The organism is Pseudomonas sp. EA_5y_Pfl2_R50 (genome assembly GCF_963970475.1).
GTDB lineage: Bacteria > Pseudomonadota > Gammaproteobacteria > Pseudomonadales > Pseudomonadaceae > Aquipseudomonas.
Window position 1 is genome coordinate 1 of the sequence record NZ_CAXAPT010000020.1, and the last position, 12,225, is coordinate 12,225.

The window sequence follows — 12,225 nt, forward strand, 5'->3', positions numbered from 1 at the left end:
TGATTACATCGAGATGTTCTACAACGTAAAACGCCGCCATGGTTTCAACAATCAGCTGTCACCGGTAGAGTTTGAAAAGCGTTACGCAATGAGCTTGCAAGGTGTCTAGAGAATCCGGGGCGATTCAGACGACCCGTTTTTTGAGATCCACTTGGGAGAGCGTAAGCGTGGCAATCTCAGATGAGCGCATGGTCGTTTCCACGGCGATTCGCGCCATCCATCCGAGCATAGGGTTGCTATGCGCATCAGCAGCACCTAGAAACCGGTCCCCTTCGTCCCCTACAAAACGCCGCTCTCGACCCTTTCCAGGCTTGGGCTTCCGAATGCTCGCAACTGGATTGAATGTGAGGCCGAGCCCCCATTCTTTGATTGCCGTTGAGTAAAGATGTCCCAAGAGCGCCAACTCAAGCCGAACGGTGTTGTTGCTGGTCAATGTGCGCTTGCGGGCTGCGGGCTGAGACAGTCGCTTGTCACGGTAGGCTGCGATGATTTCGCTGGAGAGGGCTGCAAGGGAGTATTTACCCAGCTCGGTAGTGAGCTTTTTTGCCTTGCTTGCTTCGCCATTCTGAGTAGAAGGCTTTTTGGTAGGAGTGACCTCAGACAGATAACGCTTCAGCGCCGCTTCTAGGGTCATCCGCTCTGATCCGCTGCGCTGGATGTAGACACCTCTGACCATCTCGTCTTCGGTTCGACGTGACCAATCCTCTGCATCGCGTTTGGTGCGAAACGTTTTGGACGCTGTCGGCCATCCGACTTTTCGGATGACCGCTTTCCAGGTTCCTGATGGGGTTTTTACGAGAGTTGCCATGCTGTTCTCCGAAGACATCGGCACGGACTGTACCGAAACTGTACCTCGGAGGCATTCCAAAACACCCTCTCGAAACTGCAGCATTGCTGCAGCCCTTGGTTTATATGGTGGGCCCACACGGACTTGAACCGTGGACCAAAGGATTATGAGTCCTCTGCTCTAACCAACTGAGCTATAGGCCCTCAGTAGGTCGCGGATTATAGCGACGGTTTCTCGGCTGTGCTATCCGAATAATCCGATATGGTTACATGCAGAAACGTCGCGGCGAATTCTTCGGGTGGCAGCGGCAGGCTGACGATGTAGCCCTGGATCTGCTCGCAGCCTTCAGCAGCGAGGAATTGTTGCTGGGCCTGGGTTTCTACGCCTTCGGCAATGACGGTGAATTGCATGCTGCGACCGAGGGCAATGATGGCCCTGACAATCGCTGCGTCGTGGGGGTCGTCGGGCAGGCCGCGGACGAACGACTGGTCGATCTTGAGGATGTCCAGCGGCAGGCGCTTGAGGTAACTGAGCGAAGAATAGCCGGTGCCGAAGTCGTCGATTGCCAGTTGCACGCCAAGGTGTTTGAGCTGGTGGAGCACGGCCAGCGCCTCTTCGGCCTGACTCATGATGAAATTCTCGGTAATTTCCAGTTGCAGTAAATCCGGCATCAGCCGGTTTTCCTTGAGCAGTTGTTCGATGCGTCCGAGCAGGTTTGGCTGGCGCAGTTGTGCGCCGGCGAGGTTCACCGAGAGCGGCCCGAGGCTGTCGTAGACCTGGTTCCATTCGAACATTTGCCGGCACGCGGTCTCCAGCACCCAATCGCCGATCTGCAGGATCATGCCGTTCTCTTCGGCAAGCGGAATGAAGTGCTCCGGCGGCACGTCGCCAAAGGTCGGGTGCCGCCAGCGGATCAGCGCTTCGGCACCGACCAGACGATGGTCGTCGAGGCTGATCTTCGGTTGGTAGTAGAGAAACAGTTCGTCGCGCTCGATGGCGCGGCGCAGTTCATGCTCCAGTGCCACGCGCTCGATGGCCTGGGCGGTGAGGTCGCGGGTGTAGCTCTCGACGCGGTTACGGCCCTTGGCTTTGGAGCGGTACATTGCCGCGTCAGCGTTTTTCACCAGAGTAGCGACGTCGCAACCGTCGCGCGGGTAGAGGCTGGTGCCAATGCTGGCGCTGATGAAAAACTCGTGTTCGCCGGCCTGGAAGGGCGCACCGAAGCAGTTGAGCAGCTTGGTGGCGATATTGTCGGCATCACTGGCCTGTTGCAGGCCTGGCAAGAGGATGATGAATTCATCGCCGCCCAACCGCGCCACCGTGTCGATATCGCGCAGTTGCTCCTTGAGACGCACGGCAATGCCCTTGAGCAGCAGGTCGCCAACCGGGTGGCCGAGGCTGTCGTTGATGTGCTTGAAGCGGTCCAGATCGAGGAACAGCACGGCGCCCTGGCCACCGTTTTCCTGCTGATTATTAAGCGCGGTGAGCAAACGACTTTCGAACAGGGTGCGATTGGGCAGGCCGGTCAGCGGGTCGTGGTGCGCCTGATAATCGAGCTTGGCCTGCGCGTGCTTGAGGCTGGAAATGTCGGCAAACACCGCGACAAAGTGAGTAATGAACTTGTCACGGTTGCGCACGGCGCTGATGGTCAGCCAGCTCGGGTACAACTCGCCGTTTTTACGCCGGTTGGATATTTCGCCCTGCCAGTGACCTTCGTCAGTCAATTGGTGCCACATCGCCGCATAGAAAGCGCTGTCATGCAGGCCGGAGGCAAGCAGGCGCGGGGTATGGCCGAGCGCTTCGCTTTCGCTGTAGCCGGTAATCTCGGTGAAGGCCCGATTGACCGCGCTGATGTGCTGCTGGGTGTCGGTAATCAGTACGCCTTCGGCGGTGCTCTCGAATACGGTCGCTGCCTGTTGCAGTTTTTCCTGCATCAGATGGCGTTCAGTGATGTCGCGGGCGATGGTCAGCATGCAGTCTTCATCACCGATTGGCAGCGGCCGGCTGGAGACTTCGCAGAGACGAATCTGCCCGTCGCTGCGGCGGATATGGCAGGTGAAGTCGCGGACGAAGCCATCGCGGTGCAGCAGGTCGAGCATCTGCTTGCGCTCGTTGAGGTTGACCCAAATCCCTAGGTCCAGCGCCGAACGGTCCACTGACATCGCGCTGTTGAACCCGGTTATGCGGCTGAAACCTTCGTTGACCTCAAGCAGCAGTCCGTCGCTCTGGCGCGACAGCAACAAGCCGTCCGGTGAGGCGTGGAAGGCCTTGGCAAACTTCTCTTCGGAGGTCTGCAGTTGTTGCTGGGTTTCCTTGAGCTGGGTGATGTCACGCACCACGACCACCAGTGCAGGCGTGGTGTCGAGGTCGAAGGGCTCGGCGGAAATCAGGCCGGTGAACAGTTGGCCATTGTTGCGGCGAAAGGGCATTTCCAGGTTGCGGATGCTGCCGGCCTGCAGGCGTTGCAGCAGGCCCGGGCCGACACCGGGAATCCCCCATATATTGAGATTGGTGGCGGTCTGGCCTATGACGTCTGTTGCTTTCAGGCCGATCTGTTCTTCAAACGCCTCGTTCACCTCCAGCAGGCAGCCGTCGGACAAACGGGCGATCACCAGAATATCCGGGCACTGCTGGAACACCGAGGCGAACTTCTGCTCCGACAGCCGCAAGGCTTCTTCGGTGCGCTTGATTTCGCTGATGTCGATCATCAGTCCGCGCATCACCGGTTCGTGGCCGTGTTCGATCAGGCTGACGATGTCGCGCACCCACAGACAGCGGCCATCGGCGGTGATCACCCGGTAGTCTACGATGTGATCGCGGCCTTCGCGCAACGCCTCTTTGCAGTAGCTTTGCGTGCGAGTCAGGTCAGCCGGGTGAATGATGTTGTGCCAGAAGCCCGGAATCAGCCAGTGCGACTGCGGATAACCAAGCAAATCCTCGGCGTGGGGCGACACATAGCTATAGGTGAAGTCGCTCATCCGCGCTTCCCAGGCGATAGCCGACAAGCTCTCGACCAGGCCGCGATAGTGGTACTCGCTGCTGCGCAGTTCCTGCTCGAGGTCAATGCGCCGGGCGATTTCCGAGCTCAGGCGACGATTGATGCGGATGACCACGGCGAGGATCGTCACCAGCAATAACAGCCCTGGCAAACCGTAGATCAGCAGATCCGACCAGAATGTCCGGTGATCGAGGACGTTGCCGACCCAATGCTCCTGAATACTGCTGATTTCATCAGGGCTCATGTCCGCGAGGACTTTGTCGAGAATACCGACGAGCACCTTGTTGTCGCGGGGCACGGCCATGGCCAGTTGATAGCGATAGGGCGTTTCGCCGCTGACGTACAAACCATCAAGCTTGAGCTGGCGCAGGCTCCAGACGCTGGAAGCCAGATCGCCGACTACCGCGTCCACCTCATCAGTGGCCAGCGCCTGCAGCGCCGAACTGACGTTGGGCATGGCAACCAGATTAAAATCGGGGTGATGGGTACGCAGCAGTTCGTGAGGGGCGTAGTTTTCGACCACGGCGATTTTCAGGCCGTACAGGTCATTCAGCTTGCGCGGCTGCGCACCACCAATGTGGGCGAGTATGACAATCGGAAAATCAAGGTAGGGTCGTGTGAACGCCAGGTAGTTCTGCCGCTCAGGTGTGGACATGATCCCCGGCAGCAGGTCGATTTGGCCTTGCTTGACCTGTTCCAGGACAACCGTCCAGCTCACTGGCTCGATGGGCGTCAATTTGATCGCCAGGCGTTCGCGGATCACGTCGATATAGTCGGCCGCCAGCCCTTGATAGCGGTTCTGGTCGTCGCGGTATTCAAAGGGCGGCCACGACGCATCAACACCCAGGCGCAAGTCCGGGTGAGCCGCCAGCCAGCTACGTTCTTCATCGGTCAGAGTCAGCGCGTCAGCCGTTGCGGTCCAGATCATCAGTGACAGCAAAAAAAGCACGGACGCCAGTCTGGGCATAACGCTCTCGTTATGGCTCGGGGATGATTGTTTCGAGTGTAGACGGGGTATGCGGGGGAGGGGCGTCGCGAAGGATTTAATCTGCCATATAAACAAAACCCCCGGCCTGGGCCGGGGGTTCTGGTATCACTCGTCGAGGAAGGAGCGCAGATGCTCGCTTCGCGTCGGGTGGCGCAGCTTGCGCAGCGCCTTGGCTTCGATCTGACGAATCCGCTCACGCGTTACGTCAAACTGTTTGCCCACTTCTTCGAGTGTGTGGTCGGTGTTCATGTCGATACCGAAACGCATGCGCAGTACTTTGGCTTCACGGGCAGTAAGGCCGGACAGCACTTCGCGAGTCGCTTCTTTGAGGCTCTCAACAGTGGCGACATCGATTGGCGACTGCATCGTCGAGTCTTCGATGAAGTCACCCAGATGGGAGTCTTCGTCATCACCGATTGGCGTTTCCATGGAGATCGGCTCTTTAGCGATCTTCAATACCTTGCGGATCTTGTCCTCAGGCATTTCCATGCGTTCGCCCAGCTCTTCCGGGGTCGGTTCGCGACCCATTTCCTGCAACATCTGCCGGGAAATACGGTTGAGCTTGTTGATCGTCTCGATCATGTGCACCGGAATACGGATGGTGCGGGCCTGGTCGGCGATCGAGCGAGTGATCGCCTGACGAATCCACCAGGTTGCATAGGTCGAGAACTTGTAACCACGACGGTATTCGAACTTGTCCACCGCCTTCATCAGGCCGATGTTGCCTTCCTGGATCAGATCAAGGAATTGCAGGCCGCGGTTGGTGTATTTCTTGGCAATCGAGATCACCAGACGCAGGTTGGCTTCAACCATTTCTTTCTTCGCGCGGCGGGCCTTGGCCTCACCGATCGACATGCGACGGTTGATGTCCTTGATTTCAGCGATGGTCAGACCGGTCTCGGTTTCCAGCGCGATCAGTTTCTGCTGGCAACGGAGGATGTCCGGCTGAACGCGACCAATGGCTTCGGCGTACTTGCTCTTGCCTTTGGCCAGGGCGTCGGACCAGCTTTCGTCGACTTCGTTGCCCGGGAACTGACGCAGGAAATCGGCGCGTGGCATGCGTGCATCACGCACGCACAGCTGCATGATCGCGCGCTCTTGCTGACGCAGACGATCCAGAGCACTGCGAACACGCTCGACCAGGCCTTCGAATTGCTTCGGCACCAGTTTGATCGGCATGAACAGCTCGGCCAGTGCGAGCAACTCGGCAATCGCTGCCTTGTTGTTGCGACCGTGCTTTTTCAGCGCCTTGCGAGTGATTTCCATCTGATCAGCCACGGCGCCAAAGCGCTGGGCAGCGATGACGGGGTCCGGACCGCTTTCGGCTTCTTCTTCGTCATCGGAAGATTCGGCGTCATCGTCGTCGGTGTCGTCGTCGGCTTTCGCGGCTTTCGCATCGATTGGCGGCGGCACTTCTGCCGCAGGCGGTGCAATGCCGTCGTCCGGGTCGATATAACCGCTCAGAACGTCGGACAGGCGACCACCTTCGGTGGTGACACGAGTGTACTCGGAGAGAATGTGGTCAACCGTGCCAGGGAAGTGCGCAATTGCGCTCATCACTTCACGGATGCCTTCTTCGATCCGCTTGGCGATTTCGATTTCGCCTTCACGAGTCAGAAGCTCGACCGTACCCATTTCACGCATGTACATGCGCACCGGGTCAGTGGTGCGACCGATGTCGGTCTCCACCGCCGCCAACGCAGCGGCTGCTTCTTCCGCAGCGGCCTCGTCGGTATCGGCGTCGGCCAACATAAGGGCGTCCGCATCCGGAGCACTCTCGTGTACGGGGATCCCCATGTCGTTAATCATGCGGATGATGTCTTCCACCTGCTCTGGATCTGAAATATCCTCGGGCAGGTGGTCGTTGACCTCGGCGTAAGTCAGATACTTCTGCTCACGACCCAGTTTGATCAACTCAATAATACGAGACTGCTGTTGCGCTTTTCCGGACATAACACCCTATCCACTGAAGGTCTTGGCGGGCAAAAAACAAGCCGAGGATTATACCTGAGCTATGACCTCACGCGCCAGTTGAGGTCGGGTTTGATGCGGAAACATTGCGACTTAGAAGGTCGCGCAGTTGATTTTTCTCTTCGATGCTCAGTTCGCTTTGACGGGCTTTCCTGAGTAACTGTTCAAGATTTCGCTCGCGTTGGCGGGCTGACAAGCTAGTAATGGTGTCGAAAAACTGTTGTTCAAGGTTATCTCCGTCAATCAGCCACTCCTTTTCCGCCAGCGCCTTCAGCAAGCGACCCTGTTCAGTGCCGTGCCATCGCGCGATCAACTGAAACGAGTTTAGCTTGGGATTCTTCTGTACGGCTTCGAGCAGGGCCACGAGTAGCTGGGCATTGGTCTGATTCTCGTCGGCAATGTGCCCGGCGTCCTCGACGCGCTCGGCCAGTTGCGGGTGGTGGAGCAGTGTGCGCAGGGCGGTCAGGGTCGGTGATTCGACGCCAATCGGTGTGCGCGGACGTTGCTGATCACGCTCGCCCCCGCGTTTGCCGTTCTTGTCCCACGGCTTCTTGTCCCACTTCTTGCCGCCTGCGCCGGGTTTCTTTGGCGTCCACTCCTGCTGCGGCACATACATGTCCTGTGCCTGCGGCTGATGGTAGTCGCTGTAGTCCGGCATTGCGTCGTAATCGATGCCCGGATCATAGGCGGGCGGCGCTTCCTGCGGCGCGCTTTGCGCCAGCTGGCTGACGGTCTCGCTGCTCAGTCCGGTGATTTCGGTCAGGCGCTGACGCATCAGGATGCGCAGGTTGGCCCCCGGCACCTTATCGATCAGCGGTGCGGCGAGGGTGGCCATGTGCGCCTTGCCTTCGAGCGAGCGCGGGTCTGATTCTTCGGTCAATTGCTGGAAGAAATAATCCGCCAGTGGCTGCGCATGCTGATTGATTCGTGCCTTGAAGGCGTCGGTGCCTTCGGTGCGGATCAAGGTGTCCGGGTCTTCGCCTTCGGGCAGAAACAAAAAGCGCGCGCGGCGTCCGTCCTGCAGGCACGGAAGTGTTGCTTCCAGTGCGCGCCAAGCGGCATTGCGGCCAGCCTGGTCGCCGTCGAAGCAGAACAGTACGTTCGGCACGACACGGAACAGGCGCTTCAAATGCTCTTCACTGGTCGCCGTGCCCAGCGTCGCGACGGCATTCTTCAGACCTTGCTGGGCGAGGGCGATGACGTCCATATAGCCCTCGACGACGATGATTTCGTCGAGGTTGCGGTTGTTCTTGCGTGCTTCATAGAGGCCGTAGAGTTCCTGGCCTTTATGGAATACCGGGGTTTCCGGTGAGTTCAGGTATTTCGGCTTGTCGTCGCCGAGTACGCGACCGCCGAATGCGATGATCCGGCCGCGAGTGTCGCGGATCGGGAACATCACGCGATCACGGAAGCGGTCATAGCGTTTGCCGGTTTCGGCGTTCTCGATCAGCAGTCCGGCGTCGATCATGGCTTTTTGCTGAAGCGTATCGCTGCTCAGGTGCTTGAACAGATTGTCCCAGCCCGGCGGTGCGAAACCGAGGCCGAAGTCCCGGGCTATCTCGCCGGTCAGGCCACGGCCCTTGAGGTAATCCACGGCAGCCTTGCGGGCGGGATGGCTCTTGAGGGCCTGCTTGTAAAAGTCAGCGGCGGCGGTGAGCAGCGGGTAAAGCGGCGAATCGGTCGGTTGCCGTGGCTTGCGCTCGCGGCCGCTTTCTTCGCGGGGGATTTCCATGCCGGCCGCTTTGGCCAGATCTTCGACAGCCTGGGGGAAGTCCAGGTTGTCGTGATCCATGAGAAAGCCGAGGGCATTACCGCCGGCGCCGCAGCCGAAGCAGTAATAGAACTGCTTGTCGGGGCTGACGCTGAACGACGGGGTTTTCTCTTTGTGAAACGGGCAACAGGCGGTGTAGTTCTTGCCGGCCTTCTTCAATTGCACGCGCGAGCTGACCACGTCGACGATGTCGGTGCGGTTCAGCAGGTCGTCAATGAAGCTCTGGGGAATCAGCCCGGCCATGGCGTTCTCGTCGTCTGCGCTGCAATAGGTCCGATGCGTAAGGCTGTTGGACACGGGTCGTTGTTTGAAGCGCGCAAAAGGTGCGGCTCGACCTGTGTCGTCTGCGTAATCGCTGTCGGGAAGTGTATCTGCCGAAAATCCACTGACGTTAGTACCTATCAGTCTTCGACTATCTGAAAGTGTTGCGCTGAATCCGCTGATGGCCGGTCATGGCCTCGGATAGCTCAATAAAGCGGGCACGCATGCAGGTGCCTTGGGCTGATCGTCGTAAGAGGAATCAGTGGGTGTGCTCGTCAGTAGCCTTGAAAGGCTCGTCAGAAAAGACGTGCACCGCTGGCAAAAAAGCCAGGTCTGACGTGTAAAGCAGATTTGTCTCGGTCGCGTGTGCGGCTTCGACATTGAAGCATCAAGCGTTTTACGCAAATGCCATTAGCCCGGCTGAGGGCCGGGCTTAGGCAAGAAGCTTGCTACGATCGTCTGTGTATTAGTACAGACGAACGGCGCGGCGCTGTTCGCGCTGAACTTTCTTGGCGTGACGCTTAACAGCGGCTGCTGCTTTGCGCTTACGCTCAGAAGTTGGCTTCTCGTAAAATTCGCGGCTACGAACTTCAGCCAGTACACCGGCTTTTTCGCAGGAGCGCTTGAAACGACGCAGAGCTACGTCGAAGGGTTCGTTCTCTTTAACTTTGACGGCTGGCATCCAGAGCTACCTTCATTCATTACCGGGGTCAACATCCTCGCGGCAAAAGAGCACTTGAAGACGTCGGTTTTTAAGGGTTGCGGATGTTAACCCCTCATCGCTCGGAATGCAAAGCCTCTGATCGAAAACCGCTGGTCGGGGCATCACGTGGCGACTATTATGCGCGCCTTCGAATTCAGCCTAAACAAGGCGCAAACCCATGCTAGTACTGGGATTAGAAACCTCCTGCGACGAAACCGGCGTCGCATTATATGACAGTGAGCGCGGTCTGTTGGCCGACGCGCTGTTCAGTCAGATCGACCTGCACCGTGTCTACGGCGGTGTGGTGCCGGAGCTCGCCTCCCGTGACCACGTCAAACGCATGCTGCCCTTGATTCGTCAGGTGTTGGCCGAGGCGGACTGCGTGCCCACGGAGATCGATGCCATCGCCTACACCGCGGGTCCTGGCCTGGTTGGGGCGTTGCTGGTCGGCGCATCCTGCGCTCAGGCGCTGGCGTTCGCCTGGGGCATTCCGGCGCTCGGCGTGCACCACATGGAAGGGCATTTGCTCGCGCCGATGCTCGAGCCAAAACCGCCGCAATTCCCGTTCGTCGCTTTGTTGGTCTCCGGCGGTCACACCCAGTTGGTTCAGGTCGATGGCATCGGCCAATACAGCCTGCTCGGCGAGACCCTCGACGATGCTGCCGGCGAAGCCTTCGACAAAACCGCGAAGATGATGGGCCTCAATTATCCGGGCGGACCGGAAATCGCCAAACTGGCCGAGAGGGGCGTCGCAGGGCGTTTCACCTTCCCGCGTCCGATGTGTGATCGGCCGGGCCTGGATTTCAGCTTTAGCGGCTTGAAGACCTTCGCCCTCAATACCTGGCAGCAATGTGTCAGCGCCGGGGACGACAGCGAGCAAGCCCGTTGCGACATCGCGCTGGCGTTCCAGCAGGCCGTGGTGGAGACTTTGACCATCAAGTGCAAGCGTGCCTTGAAGCAGGCGGGCATGAAGCGCCTGGTAATTGCTGGCGGCGTCAGCGCCAACAAGGCTTTGCGCGTTTCGCTGGAGAAAATGCTCGGCGACATGAAGGGCGATGTGTTTTATGCCCGTCCGGAGTTCTGCACTGATAACGGCGCGATGATCGCTTTTGCCGGTTGCCAGCGCTTGAAGGCCGGTCAGCACGAAAGTCTGGCGATCAGCGTGCAGGCGCGCTGGCCGATGGAGCAGTTGTCGGCGTTGTGATGAGCGGCGCTCAGGTGCGGTATTTAAAAATGCCGTTCGCGCCCGGCAAACAGGTCGCGTAGATTGCCGCGGTGGCGCCAGACGATCAGCAGCGTAAGCGCGCTCATCGGCAGCAGCGCCTCCGGTTCCTGCCAGGCCAGCAATGGCAGGGTCAGCGGCGTGGCGATCAGCGCAGCCAGCGAGCTGGTGCGGGTCAGGTAGAACGTCAGCAGCCAGGCGCACACGGCCAGCAGTGCGGCCGGAGGATACAGGCCGAGCAGCATGCCGGCGGCGGTGGCGACACCCTTGCCGCCACGAAAGCGGAAGTACAGTGGGAACAGGTGACCGATCACGGCGCACACGCCGATCCAGGCCTGATCCTGTAGCGAAAGGCCCGCCGCTGCTGCGACAAGCACCGGCACCAGGCCTTTGCACAGATCACCCAGCAGGGTCAGGATCGCCAGTTTGCGACCGGCCAGGCGCAGCATGTTGGTGGCGCCGGCATTACCCGAGCCACTCATTCGCGGGTCCGGATTTCCGGTCAGGCGGCTGAGCAAAATGGCGAAGGACAGCGAGCCGAGCAGGTAGGCGAAAGTCGCCAGTAACCAAAACATGCTAACTATTCCGGGCGAGGACGCCCTGATTCTAACGGCGCATCGCGCCCTTGTCGTGCAGCGGAGAGAAGTGCTTGGACAGAGTGTTTATCGAGGGCCTGGAAGTCGATACCGTCATCGGTGCCTACGACTGGGAGCGCGGCATCCGACAGTGCCTGCGCCTTGATCTGAGCTTCGCCTGGGACAACCGCCCGGCCGCCGCCGGTGATGACCTGACCCTGGCGCTCGACTATGCCAGTGTTTCCACGCGGATCATGGCGTTTGCCGAGCAGGCGCAGTTCCAGTTGGTCGAGACCTTTGCCGAGCGTCTCGTCGAAGTGCTGATGAGCGAATTCAACATCACCTGGGTGCGCCTGAAGCTGACCAAGCCCGGCGCGGTTCCGGCTGCCAAGGGCGGTGTCGGTGTGGAGATCGAGCGCGGATGTCGCTGACTCAGGTCTACCTCGGGCTCGGTAGCAATATCGAGCGCGAAACTCATTTGCGTGCCGGTCTTGAAGCGCTGGCCGCATTTCTGGTGGATATCCGTTGCTCGGCGGTGTTCGAAAGCCAGCCAGTAGGGATCAAGAGCGGCCCGTTCTTCAACTTCGTGGTGTCGGCGTATACCGACCTGCCGTTGATGGAACTGGATCGTCGCTTGAAGTTCATCGAGGCGGATAACGGCCGCTACGCCCCGGATCGCAAGGGTTTGCCGCTGGATATCGATGTGCTGCTGTATGGCGATCTTGTGGGGAATTTCGACGGGTTGGTATTGCCGCGAGCGGAAATTCTGAAAAATGCTTTCGTGCTGTGGCCGCTGTCGTTGATTGCTCCGGATCGGGTGCATCCGGGGGTGGGCAAGAGCTTTGCGATGTTGTGGGCTGAGGCTCAGATTGATCAGGTGTTGGCGCCGGTGGAGTTCGAGTGGCGGGGGGAGCAATTAACCCCTGCAGATTTGCGTTGATCTGACTTA

Annotated in this window: 9 protein-coding genes, 1 tRNA gene and 1 pseudogene; 4 read left to right on the top strand and 7 right to left on the bottom strand. The window is 59.1% G+C overall.

Annotation, left to right across the window (positions count from 1 at the left end):
- Window positions 1-109 (top strand): IS3 family transposase (locus tag AACY19_RS25175; protein ID WP_146427598.1); only part of this gene is annotated, 109 nt, incomplete at its 5' end.
- A gap of 18 nt (window positions 110-127) precedes the next feature.
- Here AACY19_RS25175 and AACY19_RS25180 read toward each other — a convergent pair.
- The 6 genes and pseudogenes from AACY19_RS25180 to rpsU all read right to left on the bottom strand — a co-directional run.
- Window positions 128-808, bottom strand: a pseudogene (locus AACY19_RS25180) (site-specific integrase); the annotation flags it as partial.
- A gap of 105 nt (window positions 809-913) precedes the next feature.
- Window positions 914-990 (bottom strand) — tRNA-Ile (locus AACY19_RS25185).
- 15 nt (window positions 991-1,005) lie between these two features.
- The gene (locus AACY19_RS25190; protein WP_339454270.1) at window positions 1,006-4,752 is read right to left on the bottom strand and encodes a bifunctional diguanylate cyclase/phosphodiesterase; all 3,747 of its coding nucleotides are present in this window, start codon (window positions 4,750-4,752) and stop codon (window positions 1,006-1,008) included.
- Between the two features lie 126 nt (window positions 4,753-4,878).
- Entirely contained in the window at window positions 4,879-6,726 is a 1,848-nt protein-coding gene (gene rpoD / locus AACY19_RS25195; RefSeq protein WP_339454271.1) for an RNA polymerase sigma factor RpoD, read from the bottom strand.
- A gap of 67 nt (window positions 6,727-6,793) precedes the next feature.
- Window positions 6,794-8,758: a DNA primase gene (gene dnaG / locus AACY19_RS25200; protein ID WP_339454311.1), complete on the bottom strand. Its 1,965-nt coding sequence runs from the start codon at window positions 8,756-8,758 to the stop codon at window positions 6,794-6,796.
- A 484-nt stretch (window positions 8,759-9,242) separates the two neighbouring features.
- The gene (gene rpsU / locus AACY19_RS25205) at window positions 9,243-9,458 is read right to left on the bottom strand and encodes a 30S ribosomal protein S21 (RefSeq protein WP_002551877.1); all 216 of its coding nucleotides are present in this window, start codon (window positions 9,456-9,458) and stop codon (window positions 9,243-9,245) included.
- A gap of 199 nt (window positions 9,459-9,657) precedes the next feature.
- Between rpsU and tsaD the strand changes: the two genes are divergently transcribed.
- On the top strand, window positions 9,658-10,683 hold the full coding sequence (tsaD, locus tag AACY19_RS25210) for a tRNA (adenosine(37)-N6)-threonylcarbamoyltransferase complex transferase subunit TsaD (protein ID WP_339454272.1): 1,026 nt from the start codon (window positions 9,658-9,660) through the stop codon (window positions 10,681-10,683).
- Window positions 10,684-10,706: 23 nt separating this feature from the next.
- Here tsaD and plsY read toward each other — a convergent pair whose 3' ends face one another.
- The gene (gene plsY, locus AACY19_RS25215; protein ID WP_339454273.1) at window positions 10,707-11,276 is read right to left on the bottom strand and encodes a glycerol-3-phosphate 1-O-acyltransferase PlsY; all 570 of its coding nucleotides are present in this window, start codon (window positions 11,274-11,276) and stop codon (window positions 10,707-10,709) included.
- A gap of 74 nt (window positions 11,277-11,350) precedes the next feature.
- Between plsY and folB the strand changes: the two genes are divergently transcribed.
- The gene (gene folB, locus AACY19_RS25220) at window positions 11,351-11,707 is read left to right on the top strand and encodes a dihydroneopterin aldolase (RefSeq protein WP_339454274.1); all 357 of its coding nucleotides are present in this window, start codon (window positions 11,351-11,353) and stop codon (window positions 11,705-11,707) included.
- Window positions 11,698-12,216, top strand: a complete 519-nt coding sequence (gene folK / locus AACY19_RS25225) for a 2-amino-4-hydroxy-6-hydroxymethyldihydropteridine diphosphokinase (protein ID WP_339454275.1) — start codon at window positions 11,698-11,700, stop codon at window positions 12,214-12,216. The genes folB and folK overlap by 10 nt, the downstream gene beginning before the upstream one ends.
- The last annotated feature ends 9 nt before the right edge of the window (window positions 12,217-12,225 follow it).